Annotated in this window: 15 protein-coding genes; 6 read left to right on the forward strand and 9 right to left on the reverse strand. The window is 53.3% G+C overall.

What is annotated here, in order from left to right; translation table 11 throughout:
• Positions 1-26: 26 nt before the first annotated feature.
• Positions 27-2,846, forward strand: coding sequence for an RHS repeat domain-containing protein (locus CUN67_RS22640; protein WP_208717707.1), 2,820 nt, complete (start codon positions 27-29; stop codon positions 2,844-2,846).
• An 88-nt stretch (positions 2,847-2,934) separates the two neighbouring features.
• On the opposite strand, the gene CUN67_RS22645 is transcribed toward CUN67_RS22640, so the two are convergent.
• From CUN67_RS22645 to CUN67_RS22670, 6 genes are read right to left on the reverse strand one after another with little or no spacing between them, the layout of a single operon-like run.
• Positions 2,935-3,402 carry a GlcG/HbpS family heme-binding protein gene (locus CUN67_RS22645; protein WP_084880987.1) on the reverse strand — a complete coding sequence of 156 codons (468 nt, stop codon included), beginning with the start codon at positions 3,400-3,402 and terminating at the stop codon, positions 2,935-2,937.
• A gap of 46 nt (positions 3,403-3,448) precedes the next feature.
• A complete protein-coding gene (locus CUN67_RS22650) occupies positions 3,449-4,849 on the reverse strand; it encodes a c-type cytochrome (protein ID WP_208717708.1) in 1,401 nt (466 codons plus the stop codon).
• A gap of 3 nt (positions 4,850-4,852) precedes the next feature.
• A complete protein-coding gene (locus CUN67_RS22655) occupies positions 4,853-6,445 on the reverse strand; it encodes a GMC family oxidoreductase (RefSeq protein WP_208717709.1) in 1,593 nt (530 codons plus the stop codon).
• A gap of 25 nt (positions 6,446-6,470) precedes the next feature.
• Entirely contained in the window at positions 6,471-7,127 is a 657-nt protein-coding gene (locus CUN67_RS22660) for a sugar dehydrogenase complex small subunit (RefSeq protein WP_208717710.1), read from the reverse strand.
• Between the two features lie 15 nt (positions 7,128-7,142).
• Positions 7,143-7,619, reverse strand: a complete 477-nt coding sequence (locus tag CUN67_RS22665; RefSeq protein WP_208717711.1) for a GlcG/HbpS family heme-binding protein — start codon at positions 7,617-7,619, stop codon at positions 7,143-7,145.
• A gap of 49 nt (positions 7,620-7,668) precedes the next feature.
• Complete coding sequence (locus CUN67_RS22670; protein ID WP_208717712.1) at positions 7,669-8,067, reverse strand: DoxX family protein; 399 nt, start codon at positions 8,065-8,067, stop codon at positions 7,669-7,671.
• Positions 8,068-8,560: 493 nt separating this feature from the next.
• Here CUN67_RS22670 and CUN67_RS22675 point away from each other — a divergent pair, with 493 nt between their 5' ends.
• The 5 genes from CUN67_RS22675 to CUN67_RS22695 all read left to right on the forward strand — a co-directional run bounded on the left by CUN67_RS22675 (position 8,561) and on the right by CUN67_RS22695 (position 14,584).
• Positions 8,561-9,538, forward strand: coding sequence for a hydroxyacid dehydrogenase (locus tag CUN67_RS22675; RefSeq protein WP_208717713.1), 978 nt, complete (start codon positions 8,561-8,563; stop codon positions 9,536-9,538).
• Between the two features lie 2 nt (positions 9,539-9,540).
• Positions 9,541-10,233, forward strand: coding sequence for an RraA family protein (locus tag CUN67_RS22680; protein ID WP_208717714.1), 693 nt, complete (start codon positions 9,541-9,543; stop codon positions 10,231-10,233).
• 224 nt (positions 10,234-10,457) lie between these two features.
• Positions 10,458-11,918 carry an MFS transporter gene (locus CUN67_RS22685; protein ID WP_208717715.1) on the forward strand — a complete coding sequence of 487 codons (1,461 nt, stop codon included), beginning with the start codon at positions 10,458-10,460 and terminating at the stop codon, positions 11,916-11,918.
• A 686-nt stretch (positions 11,919-12,604) separates the two neighbouring features.
• Positions 12,605-13,357 (forward strand): hypothetical protein, encoded by a 753-nt coding sequence (locus tag CUN67_RS22690; protein ID WP_208717716.1) that lies wholly within the window; start codon positions 12,605-12,607, stop codon positions 13,355-13,357.
• Positions 13,358-13,477: 120 nt separating this feature from the next.
• On the forward strand, positions 13,478-14,584 hold the full coding sequence (locus CUN67_RS22695; protein WP_208717717.1) for a Fic family protein: 1,107 nt from the start codon (positions 13,478-13,480) through the stop codon (positions 14,582-14,584).
• A gap of 44 nt (positions 14,585-14,628) precedes the next feature.
• Here the strand turns inward: CUN67_RS22695 and CUN67_RS22700 are convergent, their stop codons facing one another.
• The 3 genes from CUN67_RS22700 to CUN67_RS22710 form a co-directional block, all read right to left on the reverse strand.
• Entirely contained in the window at positions 14,629-14,961 is a 333-nt protein-coding gene (locus tag CUN67_RS22700) for a YebG family protein (RefSeq protein WP_208717718.1), read from the reverse strand.
• A 73-nt stretch (positions 14,962-15,034) separates the two neighbouring features.
• Complete coding sequence (locus CUN67_RS22705; protein WP_084880999.1) at positions 15,035-15,829, reverse strand: SIR2 family protein; 795 nt, start codon at positions 15,827-15,829, stop codon at positions 15,035-15,037.
• Complete coding sequence (locus CUN67_RS22710; protein ID WP_208717719.1) at positions 15,826-16,386, reverse strand: non-canonical purine NTP pyrophosphatase; 561 nt, start codon at positions 16,384-16,386, stop codon at positions 15,826-15,828. Before CUN67_RS22710 ends, CUN67_RS22705 begins: the two co-directional genes overlap by 4 nt.
• Between the last annotated feature and the right edge of the window lie 46 nt (positions 16,387-16,432).

The raw sequence follows: 16,432 nt of genomic DNA on the forward strand, positions 1-16,432 counted from the left end.
CGCTGCGGCTGGCACAGGGGAGCATCATGGGATCATCAGTCTTCGGCAACACGCCGTCACTCGCAGTACATAATGGTCGCGGGCAGATTGTTCGCAACGTTGAGTTTTATCGCCATCCAGACCTGCCAGCCAACCCCTCCGTGCGTCTCACCCGCCATCAGTATAACGCCCGAGGTTTGGTACAGAGCGCAGACCCTCGTCTGCATGACGCGGGCCTGGTGAACATTGTCTGGCAGCGGGACCTTACCGGGAACATTCTGCGCACCCAGAGCACCGATGCAGGTACCACCGTGAGGCTGAACGATGCCGTCGGGCGACCGTTGCTGGTGGTGGATTACATCGACACCGATGGGAACGGGAAAACTGATCTCAAACAAGCCGTGAAGCGGACCTTTGCTTACGAGAGTTTCGACCTGCCGGGACGGTTGCTGAGCGTGTCGGAACAGAGGGCAGCAGACGCGATACACTGCTCGGAACGCCTCATATACGCCGGAAACTCCCGGGCTGAGCAGCAGCAGAATCTGGCAGGACAATGCATCGGTCATTATGATCCCGCAGGCGTGGTGCAGACAAACAGCGTATCGCTGATCGGTGTGCAACTGTCGGTGACACGCCGACTGCTGCAAGGGGAAGACGATTCAACCTGGCGCACTGACTGGCAGGGTGACGATCCCTCCATCTGGAACCATCAGCTCACTGCGGAGCAGTACAGTACCCTGACCACAGTGGACGCAACCGGTGCCATACTTACCATCACCGATGCTGCAGGCAACCGGCAGCGCGCGGAGTATGACAGCGCGGGTAAGCTAACGGGTCGCTGGCTAACCATCAAAGGTGGCAGCGAACAGGTTATCGTCAAATCCCTTTCCTGCAACGCCGCAGGACTGAAACAGCGTGAGGAACACGGCAACGGAGTGGTGACGACCTATAACTACGAGCCGCAGACACAACGTTTGACTGGGATGAGGACGGAGCGCCCGCAGGGCCATCCTTGCGGATCGAAGCTGCTTCAGGATCTGAACTGGACATATGACCCGGTCGGAAACGTAACGCAGGTGATCGACGGGGCGGAAGACACGCAATTCTGGCGCAATCAGAAGGTGGAGCCGGAGAACACATACACCTACGACAGCCTTTACCAGTTGGTAAAGTCCACCGGGCGCGAGATGGCGAATTCAGGCCAGCAGGGCAACACGTTATCTCTGGCCACGACCCCCTTTCCGGTGGACCCTTCCGCCTATACGCTTTACACACGTATTTATACCTACGATACAGCGGGTAACCTGACGCAGGTACAGCATAATTCACCGGCTATCAGCAATCGCTATACCACCACCCTCACCCTCAGCGACCACAGCAACCGTGGCGTACTGAACACGTTGACCAAAAATCCTGCGGAGGTTGACCGATTGTTTGCGGCAGGCGGGCAGCAGTTGCTTTTACAGCCGGGGCAGGCATTGACCTGGACACCCCGAGGTGAGCTACAGCAAGTGATACCCGTGGTCCGTGATGGGATATCCGACGATAACGAGAGATACCGGTACGATGCAAACAGCCAGCGTATCCTGAAGCGAAGCACACAGAAAGCTGGCGGCAACGAGCAAACACACCGGGTGCTATACCTGCCAGGGCTGGAACTGCGCTGTACAAGGAGCGGTAGCACGGTAAAAGAAAATCTGCAGGTCATCAGCGTGCAAGAAGCGGGTGGTGCGCAGGTGCAGGTACTCCACTGGGAGAGCGGGCAACCGGAGAACATGGATAATGACCAGTTTCGTTACCGCTATCACAACCTCATCGGCAGCCTCTGTCTGGAGGTAGACGGCGGCGGGAATATCATCTGCCGGGAGGAATATTATCCCTACGGTGGCACGGCCGTACTGACAGCACGAAACCGAATGGAGGCAGATTACAGAACCATAAGGTACTCAGGCAGGGAACGGGATGCGACAGGTCTTTACTACTACGGGTATCGCTATTATCAGCCGTGGGTGGGACGCTGGCTGAGTGCCGATCCAGCGGGCACCCTGGACGGACTCAACCTGTTCCGGATGGTAAGAAATAATCCTGTAACATTATGGGATAATGACGGGTTGGAAACAGTAGAAACCGGGAAATATAAAGTCAACGTCGGTATTAAAACCAGCATCGCGGCAAAATTAATACGGAGTAAAAGCAGAGTCAGTGTTTATGATGAAGCGAAAAAAACATATGTGTCATCGAAAGAGTTTAAAGTTGTCGAATTAAATGACCAGGATGCTGAGGGCTTTCTATTTGGCTCTGACGAATTAGCGGAAAACGCCAAAGGATTTTATAATCAGTATGTCGACATACAAAAAAATCGCCATGAATTAAGCGATGCACAAAAAACCAACATTGCTCTTGGCGTGGAGGTTGCCAACTATATGAAAAAAACCTCTGCCGGAATATTGTATGATGAAAATAATATCATGGAAAATAGATTTTTATCCGGATTCCGCCTTAACACTAACTCTGCGACAGGAAAAAAAATCTTTGCATTAATGCGAAAAAAAGATAAAAACGTACTCGAAGGAAGAAAAATTTATGGCCTGCTTGAGGCTCAAGTTTTTACCTACTATGATGAAGGCAATAAAACAGACATTGTTATTAACTATGCGCTAGCCAACCCGAAAACGCAGGTTCCAACTGCTGTTGGTGAGGATATAGATCCTGAATTTCGGGTTAAAGGCGTTGGCTCCTTTTTGTCACTGCGTAGCATTATGATATTAATGAAACAATATAAAGTCAGGAGCATTACTACCGAAGCAATTAATGTCAGATCGGCCGCCATTGTGAAGAAATTTGGCGGTAAAAAAATTTCGAATTAATTTCACAGGTAACATAGTTATAAATACACGAAAAATATATTTGTCGTATTGGCGCGGCAAACAATACCGCGCCAACGCATAAACCTGATTATTTAAAACTGTCACTCGCCGCTTTGGCGATGGCGATTTCATTCGGGTTGGCCGAGCCACTGACGCCAACCGCGCCCAGCGTATTACCCTTCCACACCACCGGAGAACCGCCGCCCAGCGGGATCACGCCCGGCAACGTGGCGATAGCCGGTTCTTTGCCATTGGCGCGATCCATATATTTGTCGGTTGGCGTGCGATACAGCGCCGCAGCACGGCCCTTCAGAATCGATGAATCAATACAACCGACCGGAGCATTGTCCATACGCTGGAACGCCAGCAGTTCACCAGACTGATCCAGTACCGCGATACAGACGTTGGCATTCAGCGCGTGGGCTTTTTCCTGCGCGGCGGCAATCAGTTTCTGCGCATCACTCTCTGTCAGAATGGTTTGTGTGGTAACCGCCTGAGCACCCGCCGCACCGAACAGAGCGGCACTCAGCAGCGCCAGAGACAGGATCTTTTTCATTTTCAATCACTCCATAATAAGGGAGCCAGATCGCGGCTCCCGTGGATTACCCGCGCCGACGGCGCAGAAGATAAATTAACCACAGCAGTACCATCACCGCGACAACAGCGCCAGCGATAGTTAGAGGTTGCGCGTAACGGATCAACCAGCTGCCACTCTCACCTTGCAGTGTCTGGCTGACATCAACAGAGGTGATCGGGTGTTGTGGGTTGCCAAAACTGGTCGAGACGTAATTTGCCACTTTCGCCAGTTGTTCCTGACTGAACTGGGTACGGAACTCCGGCATAAAGGCATGTCCGGCGGCAGTATTGCGATCCACTCCTTCGGCGATGGTCATGATCAGGTTGGCCGGGTCAGCAGCCAGCACCGCCGAAGATCCCACCAGCGACGGGTAAAAGTGCTGCGCATCGTGCGTACCCCGACCATCACTGGCATGGCAGGTGGCGCAGGCTCCGTTGTAAAGCTGCGCACCGCTCATGGCATCCGCTGAGACGTAATCATTGATGTCATCTTTCATGCCCGTTTCAATCGCCGACAGCGGCGTGGTCGCAGGGGCAACGGCAGGCGCTTTACGGTCGTCTCCACCGATGGCGGGCACCTGCTTCAGATAGCGCGCAATGGCTTGCAGATCGCTGGCATCCATTTTCGAGAACGAATTCTGTACCGCCGTGCCCATCTCTCCGGCCGCAATCGCTTTACCATGCAGCGCGCCGGTGCGCAGGTAGGTTTCAATTTCGGCTTCGCTCCAGTCACCAATTCCGGCTTTGGCATCCGGCGTGATGTTTGGTGCGCTCCAGCTACCCACTTTCCCGCCAGAAAGGAAACGATCCCCCTGCTCCGCCATCATGCCATTACGCGGCGTATGACAGGTGGAGCAGTGCGCCAGAGTCCGTACCAGATACTCACCGCGTTCGGCACTGCCCGCTGCGGCAGCGCTGCCCGGCACTGCACTTTTATCGAGGAACATCAGGTTCCACATCGCCATCACCGGACGGAAAGAAAACGGGAATGGCAGATGGGTTTCCGGTGCCGGATGATCATCCGCAGGGACACCCAGCATCAGGTAAGAATACAGCGCGTGGATATCCTCGTCCGACATCCCGGCAAACGCGGTGTAAGGCATCGCTGGGTAAAGATAATGATTGCCCGGCGCTTTGCCCTCACGCATCACCGCAGTGAAATCGGCGAGGCTGTAATTACCAATACCGGCGCTTTTCGATGGTGTGATATTGGAACCGTAAATCATGCCCATCGGCGACTGGATGGCATAACCACCGGAGAACGGCTGGCCGCTTTGTGGATTGCGATGGCAGGCGGAGCAATCCCCGGCGGTTGCCAGATATTCGCCGCGTTTTACCAGATCTGGCGAGGCATCCTGCGCCAGGCTTACACCGCTCAGCAGCAACAGGCTGGCGCTGGCGATGCGAAAAAACGTTTTTATACGCATCGATCAGATCTCCCTGGCAATGGTGTCGGCCATGCGGATCGCCAGAGCGATGCCGGTCAGCGTCGGGTTAACGGTTGCCGAAGTGGGCATCACACCCGTGGTGGCGAGGAACAGATTGGGGTGATCCCAGCTGCGACAATGGGCATCAACCACCGAATCCTGGCGGTTATCACCCATAATGGTGGTGCCCATGATGTGATACTGGTTGCGCCAGCCGGTGGGGGCTTCAATCACTTCGCCGTTAAACGCCTGCAAAAAGTTGGCAAAGTCTTTGTACGCCTGTGGGCGCATGCCACGCACGTAATTGTCGAGGTGATAGTTCACCTTCAGCATCGGCAGACCAATGGAGTCTTTGCGGTCGTAATTCGGCACGACGCGGTTGGTCGGGCTGGGCAGGGTTTCGCTCATGGTACTGATATTCATAATGCGTGAGGCACGATCGCGGATGGCATCATCCAGTGCCTGGCCCATCATGCCCTGCTTCAGCAAGGGCACCGTCACATCAACGTTGGGCACCAGGTTACGCAGCGAGTAGCGAATGGCGGAATGCTGCGCGCGGCTGGCTTCATCGCGACGATTGGCGATAGTGCCATGTTGCACGGAACCACGCCCGGTCCACAGCGGTTCGTCGGCGAGGAAAGTCAGGCTCAGACCGGTGTGATCCATCAGATTACGGCCTACCTGATCGGAACTGTTGGCGATGTCATTCATCAGCAGCAACTTAGGCGTTTCCAGCCCGTGTGCCGCCACCACAAACACCTTCGCGGTGAGGCGGGTGTCTTGACCATCGGGCTTGCGATAGGTCAGTGCGACAATCTTATTGCCCGCGCCCTTCTCCAGTTTCCAGGCCACACATTCCGTCAGCAGCTTCACACCCAGCGCCACCGCCTTATCGACATGCATATCACCGGAGTACATCGCGCCAATCGGGCAGATCGGTTCACAATTGTTATTCCCGGCACAGGCCGGACGGCCATCGTAAGGGCGAGATACGCGCGCATGAGGCTCATGCACCACCTGATAGCCCATCGGGCCGAGTTTGGCCTGCATACGCTGCACCATATAAGGCTTAGCTTCCGGCGGCAGCGGATACTCAGCAGAACGCGGGGGATAATGACCACGTCCCTGGCCGCTCTGGTCCTCTTCACCGGTGCCCACCACGCCGATTTCACGTTCGGCTTTGACATACCAGGGTTCCAGCTCGCTATATTCAAACGGCCAGTCGCGCCCCACGCCATAGACGCTTTTCAGTTTGAAATCGTTAGGTAACAGACGCCAGCAGGCGGATGCCCAGTGGCGGGTACTGCCCCCGGCCACGCGCAGGTAGCTGGTGACATACTCAAAATCCTCATCCCCTTTGGCGTCGATGTAACCTTCGGTGTAGGAGTTGGGTGCCCAGGGCAGATTCGGATACGGTGCGCACCAGTTACGTTTACTGGCACCGTTGCGATAGTTTTCCACCACTTTCCAGCGGGGAATATAGGGACCGGCTTCCAGCATAATCACCGACTTCCCGGCTTTTGCCAGCTGGTAAGCCGCATTAGCGCCGAGTGCGCCGGAGCCGATGATCACCACATCAGCATCAAATTCGCTCATTTTGTCTTCCTGCTCACGTTTCTTGTTATGTGTTGTTGTGCTGCGCCAGCAACGCCTCGGCTTCCACGAGGGTTTTGGCTTTGCCCTGAATCATCAGCAGCCACGGGGCATCCGGTTCTTTGATGGTGCTGGCGGCAACGGGCGAGCGATCGCCCCAGGCACGAATTTCTGCCGGCATCGCAGGGGCATTCACACCCGGCGGTACCTCGGCCCAGTAATCACCACCCGCACGCGCGTAGGTAGGGCGTATGGTGTGATCGCGCGTGGGTTCGTACATCAATGCGGACAGGAAGGTGACGAAGTGTGCGTCATCCACCGCTTTGGTGGTTGAGGGATGACCGGTGTAGCCGAGATACCACGGTGAAATGATGGTCAGTGCGGTTTTCACCTCGTCATCGCTGAGCTGGGCAACAATCTGTTCGCGATCTTCGCTGTGCAGCGCGTTCAGTCGCGTCATCAGGCTGGCGAGCTGCGCAGGGAACGCGCTATCCTGCTGGCACTGCAGGGTCCACAGGCGTTCGGTGATACCGATATCCAGCCCGCGCCGCCCGGTGAGCAACTCACTGGCGCGCAGCAGCAGCGCGGCTCCGCTGTCCACCGGGGCCGCCAGCAAAGGCTGCATCGGAATGGCGACGATAACCGGTGTCGCCATCATCAGTTGTAAAAAGCGTCTTCTTTCCATTTTCAGCTTCTCACGCTAACCGACATTCAGGGCCGACAGCGCCCCTTTAGCCGCTTCGGCATCAACATTGCCATCCGGCGTGCTGACGCCAATCGCCCCCACCACCACGCCATTGAGTTTGACCGGCTCGCCACCAGGCAACGGCACCACTGCCGGATTACCCAGCATCCCGATATTCCCTGCCGCGATCTTCTGCTGGAAGCTGGCCGTCGGTACGCCGAACGCTGCTGCGGAATGGGCTTTTTTCGGTGCCAGCTCACTGTTTGCCAGGGTCGCACCATCAAGACGGTCAAAACTAATCAACTGACCAAAGGGATCGACTACCGCGACCACACCACCAATCTGATGGCTACGGATGATTTGTTCCGCTTTTGCCACCAGCGCCTGCGCCTGCTGATGAGTCAGTACGGAAACCTGGTTAACCGGTTGAGCGGCCTGCGCCGTTACGCAGATCAAGCCACTGCACAGCAGTGCTGTCGGAATCAATTTCATGATTTAGTCCTGAAATAATGGGTTAAGGGATGTTAAGTATTTTTCCCGCTCAGCTACGGGCGAAGCGGCGTTGCAGCACATGGTCGAGGCTCCATTTGCCGCCACCATGCAGACACAGCAACAGGAAACCGGCAGCGCAGGAGATGTTTTTCAGCCACACCATCAGATGTGCGTAGCTGTAGCCCTGGTAGAACAGGAAGCCTGCTACCACGGAGAAAACGGCCATAAAAATTGCCGTGAAACGGGTGAGAAAACCGAGGGCAATCGCCAGTCCACCGCCGACTTCCAGCAGGATCACCAGGGGCAGGAAAAAGCCCGGTACGTTGTTACTGGCCATCAGTTGCAAGTTGTCGCTGTAGTGCGAAATTTTGTCGACGCCGGAGGTAAAAAACAGGCCGACGGCCATCACCCGGCCGAGCACGGAAAGCAGATCTTTGGACTGATTCATGATGTAACCATTCTGATATGTAGTTGTTAATGAACCAGACAGTACATTTTAAATCTTTACTAACTTTTACCATTTCGTGCTGGCAAAAAGAGTGCTGTATTTTTGCGCGGGCGCGCGAATGACACATTTTTGCACCGAGGGAAGTAAGCAATTGTTTCTTTTGTAACAGGCGGTTGAGGGTGGAATTTGAAGTCGATCACACTACAGACGCGTGCCCGGACCCGATGAAGCGCTGTGACACAAGGCTTATTTCTGCAGCCTTACAGCCCGATCGTTTAACAAAAAGCGTTAGCCAATATGCCGCTATTGATGTCATCAGAAAGTGAACAAGTTGTTAACGCAGTATGGCGCGCGGTTTGCGGTGATTTTGCCCGATTTCCTTCAGCAAAAAATGCCCACCTATTCCCATCAGGAATGAATTAATAACTAACACAGAATATTTTTTATCGGTCCCCGATGCCAGGATGACGCTAAACCCTATCGGAGAATCATCATGACTTATCGCTTTCTCGTGACCACCACGAGCCTCGGCCAGGGAGGCCGCACCTTACTCGCTGACGCCCATTGCGTCGTGGATTATCTGGACAACGCCAACGATGCGGTGGAAGTGGAGCGCCGTATGAGCAGCGTGCCTTATGACGCGGTGATTTCACGTACTGTTGAGTTAAGTGCCAAAGCGATAGCAGCCTGTCCGACGTTAAAAATCATCTGTAAACACGGTGTTGGTGTCACCAATATCGATGTTGAAGCCGCGACCCGGCAGGGTATCCCGGTACTCACCACCCCGGCGACCAATGCGCAATCGGTCGCGGAACTGACGCTGGCACTGATGCTGAACTGCGCGCGCCGCCTGCCTTTCTTCCAGCAGGAAGTGACCGCCGGTCGCTGGACACGTAGCGGTGATGGCGAAGAGTTGCAGGGGAAAACACTCGGGCTGGTTGGTTTTGGCGAAATCGGCCGCCGCGTAGCACGCGTTGCTCGCGCTATCGGTATGCAGGTGGCATTTTTCGACCCGGCCATTGCTGCCGATGCCGATGTTGAAGGAGCGCAACGCTGTGCATCACTGGACGATTTGCTGCCGCTGGCCGATGTGCTGAGCCTGCATTGCCCGGTAACGCCAAAAACCCGTCAGATGATCAATGTGACCTCGCTCGCACTTTTGCCGAAAGGCGCGATCCTGATTAACACCGCGCGCGGCGAGCTGGTGGATGAAGAAGCGCTGGCAACGGCACTGCAAAATGGCCAGTTGCGCGCAGCGGCGCTGGACACCGTGGCCCAGGAGCCGCTGGCCGCCGATCATCCGTTCCGCGCACTGCCAAACCTGATCATCACCCCGCATATTGGCGGGTCCACCCCCCAGGCGCTGGACGCAGTGGCACAAAGCGCAGCGCGCCAATGCCTGGCCTGGCTCGATAACCAACACATTCACCTTCCTGCCTGTGTGAATCCGCAGGTACTTAACCGGAGTTAATTATGACGATGCGAAGTGACTGGCCGATTGGCTATTTTATTGGCGAACGTGGTCCTCAGATTGATAACGCAACCCTGGAGGCGTTCCGTCAATTGCCCGTGCCAAATATTGGCGACTCAATGGGGCGCAGTGTCGGTGCATTGGGGCTGACGGCTTATCACAACGACCCGCAACTGGTGCTGTGTGGCCCGGCACTGACGGTGAAGGTTCGTCCTGGCGACAACCTGATGATTCACAAAGCCATTGAACTGGCGCAACCTGGTGATGTGATCGTGGTGGATGGTTCGGGCGACCTGACTCAGGCGTTGATTGGTGGCCTTATGCGCACCTCGGCCGTCGCGAAGAAAATTGCGGGTTTTGTCATTGACGGCGCAGTGCGCGATCTTAACGAATGGGCTGAGGGCGGCGTTGCAGTCTGGGCGCGTGGCAACACGCTGCGCGGACCATCAAAAGACGGTCCTGGTGAAGTGAACACCACGGTGCACTGTGCCGGGCTGGTGATTTCCCCCGGTGATCTGATCGTCGCGGATGCGGATGGCGTGATTGCCATTCCGCATGACGAGTTGAGTGTATTGCTGCCACGCGTGCAACAACATGCGCAGCGTGAAGAGAAAATCCGCGCCAGCAATCTCGCCGGAACCAATGACCCAGAACGTTTTAACGCGATCCTGCGTGCCAAAGGTTGTCCTTTATAACTACCGCTGTGCGTCAATCCTGATGAAATCGGCGCGATAAATCGCGCCACTACGGATTCGTGCGATTATTGGCCTGGTCGGCATCAATGCCGACCCTACGCCTGTAGGGTGCGAATTTATTCGCACCAGGAATTGACGCTCAGGACGGTAGCTACGGTCAGTGTTTTACCTGAACGATATAAACCTGCGTTTCCATCATTATAAAAACAGTGGAGTACCCTACCGTGCTTAAAAAAATTTCACTGAGCGAGTCGTTACCGCCACCGATCACCTGGCGTGACAATTTCACACCAGAAGAAGGGAAAGCCTTTGGTGCACAGCTTTCCGCGCGACTGGAGCGATTACCGGCCGCTCGTCCACTATGGTTAATCATCTTTGCGCTGGCCCTTGGTGGCTGGTTCGAAGTTTATGACGTGTTTCTCACCGCCTATATCGGACCGGGTATGGTGCGTGAAGGGATTTTCACCCATGGCAGCCATAACTTCTTCGATCCCAGCAGCCTGGGGGCGTTTGTGGCGGCCATGTTTCTTGGCGTTTTTCTCGGTACTTTGCTGATTGCCAATCTTGCTGACCGGGTAGGACGGCGCAAAGTCTTCATCATTGCTTTGCTGGTGTATGCCATTGCCAGCGGTATTATGGCTTTCCAGCATCATCCCTATGCCGTGGTGTTCTGGCGCATCATTTCGGGGATCGGCGTCGGTGCAGAGCTGGTCACCATTGATGCTTACGTATCGGAATTCATCCCGGCACGTCTGCGTGGTCGTTCATATGCCTTTGTACAGGCGATTCAATACACCTCGATCCCCACTATTGCCTTTCTGTCATGGCAACTGGTGCCATTGGCGCCGTTTGGACTAACCGGCTGGCGCTGGGTGGTGTTATTCGGTTGCATCGGGGCGGTGATTGTCTGGTTGATCCGGATGGGACTGCCGGAAAGCCCGCGCTGGCTGGTGGAGAAGGGTCGTTACAAGGAAGCCGAGGACATTGTGCGCCGCCTCGAAGCACGCGTCGCCAAATCCACAGGCGCGGTATTACCCCCCGTCAACGTCGACGCGCTGAAACCGGTGGAGAATGTCCCTACAGTGAAAAATGAGATGTGGCGGCCGCCCTACCGTCGTCGCACCATTATGCTGCTGGTGTTCAACTTCTTTCAGTCGATTGGCTACTACGGTTTTGCCAGTTGGATCCCGACGTTACTGGCCGCGAAAGGTGTCACCTTCACCCATAGCCTGCTGTATTCGTTCCTGATTGCGTTTGCCAGCCCGCTCGGACCGCTACTGGCCATGACCTTTGCTGACCGTATCGAACGTAAATGGCTGGTGAGTGGCTCCGCACTGGCAATAGCGCTGGTGGGCACCGTGTTCTCATGGCAATCGCAGCCGGTGATGCTGGTCACCCTGGGTTTGCTGTTGTCTCTGGCCAGCACCTGTATGACTTTCTCCTATCGCGCTTATCAGGCGGAATTGTTCCCGACACGTTTTCGTGCCAAAGCCATTGGCATGGTGTACTCGGTCAGCCGTATCAGCGGTATGTTATCGGGCTTTACCATCGCATGGGTGTTGCATGAAATGGGGGTGGGTTCGGTGTTTATGGTGATCTCAACTGCAATGGCGATTGTGGTATTTACCATCGGCATTTTCGGTCCACGCACCCTGAATCGTCGCCTGGAGGAGATTGCCTCCTGATTCCGGATTTGGCAAAAGCTGCGTAAATTGCGTGATTTGATCGCAATTAAAACATCACGGGGATGCTTGCATCCCCTTTTTTGATCCAGCGCAAAAACATTGAACGCATCTCCTGTCAGCTTATTCCTCACAGGGTCTTCACACCCACATAACAAGAGGATACGAAGATGAGCACTAAAGTGACTTTGGCAGGCGTGTTATTGGTATGGCTGGTGTATGTCGGTTGGATGGTGAATTACTACGCGGGGACTTTCTCGTTGTTTACCCATTGATTGGCGCGGCGGCAAATTTTATCGTGCGTGGTTAATCCCCTCGCACGATAAATCGCGCTGCCATGGCATGTGCCCACTTAATTTCCTGTCTTTTCCGTGTTGTTCAGACAAAAGTTTGTCACCTCGCTCTTTTCCACTGCATCAAACGTGAGAATTTCAGGCTGAAATCGCCAGCAATGAACAAAAACCGATCGCATGGTCTGATGCGACAACTCAGGAAAAACCGTAATGATTTCGGTATCTTTCGTCGTGATAAACCACAAAATTTTCACAGATAAGCCTGCGACGAAAATCAGGAAAAACTCATTACTAAAGAATAGACGCGTTTGTTTACACTTCCTGAGTTGAAGAGTTATCGCTCGTTCAGCACCTCAAACACTGATCAAACAATTATCTATAGAGAGGTTTGTTGTCATGCGAATACTATCTCCTTATTCCCATCTCACTGATCATCTGGATACGATATTTACAGATACAACATCGTTAAGTTATAAAACAGAAGAAATAATTAAAAACTTCTGTAAGAATTTAACGAAGGTTGTTAATGCTGGTGAAGCTTATAATAAGCTGGTATCAAATTCGTCAGGAAGTCGTATTGGCGGTGATCTAAGGTATCTCAGGAAGGCATGCAAAAAACTCCCACGAGCAGAAGAGAAAATCATTGCCAGTATTGATAAGGCAAGGTCACAGGGTGAAAATTTAACTCATCCTTCTCAGACGCAAATAAAAATATACCAGGACATTGGTAAGATTCAGGGGTTAATTAAAGGAGCAGACCTGATGACATTATGGTTAGTGGCTCCAGAACCTTCACGTATTAAGATCGCTCCTGAAAAACTCATCGTGGCACAAGCTTATTTATATGAGTTTATTAATGAACGGAAAATCTTTAATTATTTTTCGAATCATGGACATTATCCACTTAATGGCCAAATGTATCATCGCAGTAATATTGCGGTTAATCGTAATCCGCCTGCGGTTCCCAGGGCAGTGAATCGTGTTCCCCCCTCAGCGCCACCGGCTGTTAGCCATGATTTAGCGGATCATTTCAGTGGAATCACCGTTAATGAAGCCCCTCCCTCTTATGAGCAAGCCATGCGACAAGGGCAAAATCAGCGCATGAATCCCTGGTCTGGCATAGGTTATGCCAACCCGGCTGGTCAATGAGCCGAATATGGTCTACTATTCGGCTCATTATATGGGTCGAATAGTCACCTTAATCGACTCAACATACGAGCCGAATAAACATTCCATTCAGCTCATACGCCGTTATATATGAGGTGAATCATGTGGATATGGCAACAACCCGACTGGCCAGCCTTCCACTGGCAGGATGAAAAATTACTGCCACTACTCCGGCATTTACAGCAAAAGCGTGGTGTTTTGCTGGGACAGGCCAGCATTGAAGACAATAACGATCGCCAGACGCTGGATACATTGCTGACAAATATCCTGTCTTCTTCAGCCATTGAGGATGAACGGATAAATGCCCAGTCGGTACGGTCCTCGCTTGCCCGCCGCTTAGGGGTGTCACTGGAACAACCCTATCCGGTATCTGAACGCTCGGAAGGATTAGCGGCAATGATGATGGATGCTATTACCCTGCGCGACCAACCTTTAACGCTGGCACGTTTATACGAATGGCATCGCTGGTTATTCCCTGTCAGTGAGTGGTCAATTCAGCGTTTCAATGTCGGGGGCTTAAGGGGTGATGAACCTATGCAGGTGGTGTCCGGGCGGATTGACCGACCCACTGTCCATTTTGAAGCCCCTCCTCGTGCCGGGCTGGATTCGCAGCTGCAACAGTTTATCGACTGGTTTAATCATAGTCGGGAAGACGTTTTACTCGATCCTTTATTACGTGCAGGGCTGTGTCATTTATGGTTCGTGACGTTACACCCCTTCGACGATGGTAATGGGCGTATTACACGCGCATTAACCGATCTGGCTCTGGCGCAGGCTGATAGTCAAAGTATTCGGTTATATGCCATGTCGGCATCAATTCTGGCTCGCCGTTCTGATTACTACCGCATTTTGCAGGAGACGCAACGAGGGGACATGCAGGTGACAGCCTGGCTGACATGGTTCCTGGAGGTACTCAACGACAGCCTTGAACAAGCCCTGGTCGTGGTAACTCGCACACAGCAAAAAGCCCGCTTCTGGCTGAAGCACCAGGGAGCAGAACTCAGCATGGAGCAAACGAAGGTGCTTAATCGCCTGCTGGATGGCGGTGAGCAAGGCTTTGTCGATGGCATCAGTGCAAGCCAATACCAAAAAGTGGCAAAAGTGAGTAAATCCACTGCGACACGCCATTTAAACGAGTTACTGGAGAAAGGCTACCTGGAGAAACTTCCGGGCGGTGGCCGTAGCACTCGCTATCACATCAAACATTAATTCAGAAACAACAACGCCGTCATCAGCGACGGCGTTGTTTCAAATCAGGCGACCTTTACGGCGCGAACTTTCTTTTCTGGTGCATCGCCATTATCCGCTGCGGCGGTTTCAGCAGGCGTGGATTCTTCAGTGCTCGCCGGCTCTGGCAACTTACTGGTACGCAGAATGTGCTGCACCGCGTCTTTTTGCTCCGCCAGTTGCAGTCCCACTGCCTCTGCCTGGCTTTCATCCATCTCAGGATTATTTTGCAACAGCCAGTCTGTGAAGGCATCAGCCATGTCGAGCATCTTGTCCCAGGCATCTGCGTCTTTTTTATTGGCAAACGTCATTTTCTCTTCACCCTTTCTGACCACAACATATTTGGTTTCGACTGCCATGATGCACCTCGTTAACTGTATTTATATACAGTATATTCCGAATTATCGTTGCGGGGCAATGGTTTTTTGCCCATCAGGCGATCAATTCCTGTAAAAAATCCGCGAGTGCTTTACGCGGATCATCCTCTTCAGAGACGATCATCTCAATCCCCCACTGCCCTAAAACCTCTTTTGCCACCGGGTTATTACGGTTGGTAAACAGGTAAGATTTAGGTCGTGCTGACGCCAGACCGGTTCGTCCCCACATCTTAGTCAGCCGATAAAACAGCAGACGGATATTAAAATCACTGATGCTATAACCGACAAACAGTACCGAGTTACCCATTACATCGTGGGTCAGCTTAATATCCAGCGGCGAATCAAAATAGAGTCGTTCAAAGTAGCTACTTTCATCTAAAACAATCGAGGTGTCATCGTCGAAATCACCGTGTAATTTGATGATATGACGCTTATCTTCCGTCAACGATACCAAATCAGCCGCGTTCGCCACTTTGCTGTAAGGCACATTATGCGCTTCGTGCGCCATTTCCAGCCAGCGATCGTAATTGGTGGTATAAATTCGCGAGAAATTGCCCTGCGTGATCATGGTATGAATTTCTGAACTGCGCACATCAATATCCGGGCGGTGCCACTCACGATCCATCCAGCTGCGCAGCGGACCAAGTGACCCTTTGCGTTGTTTGTAATATTCCGCCAGCGAAAGATGGGTACCGTAGGTATTGAAGATTTTCGGGTCATAACCGAGTTCATTAGCGAGATGTGCAATCAGTTCATGCCACTCGGGCAGACCCAGGTTGCGCGAGATTCCCGCCCCGGCAAACAGGATCAACTTACCGGCATCGTAAGCACGTTTCAGTTCCGGTTTCATGCCAGTCCCCGTGAGGTTTTCAGAAAAGTGGCAAAACGATCCAGTGCCAGTCGTCGCATGGAAACCTCATTTTTTAACTCGCCCATTTCCGCAAAAGTTTGCGTATGTCCTTCGGGGATAAACACGCAATCCCACTGGAACTCGCGCGGCCCGGCGGCCTGAGCAGCAATGGTGCCACGGACTTCACCTTCAAACATATACATCTTGCGGCCATCGCAATAGCCGAGCAAGGTTTTGGCCGTCACGCTCTGACTCTCCAGTCCCTGTACCAGCTTGGTAAAGCGCTCCGCCTCCAGCCTATGCCAGAAAATACGTGTCAACCCGGCAGGCAGGCCGTTTAATCCGTCGAGATACAAACCGGTGTGTTCAACAAACAGCGGGCGTCCAATAATCGAGAACGCCTTGGTAAGCTTATCGCGCACCAGCTCGACCTCATTTTCCGTCTGAATCTCTTCAATACGGCGCGCGATAGGGATCACCTCCACGCCCACCGGTTCGAGGATGGTACGCACCTCGGCCAGTTTATGCTCGTTTGCAGATAGAAAGCGTATTTTCATTGCAACCAGTTGATTTCAAATGGGTGAATAGCAGCAGATTATAAGT

Source organism: Pantoea cypripedii, assembly GCF_011395035.1.
GTDB classification, from domain to species: Bacteria; Pseudomonadota; Gammaproteobacteria; order Enterobacterales; family Enterobacteriaceae; genus Pantoea; species Pantoea cypripedii_A.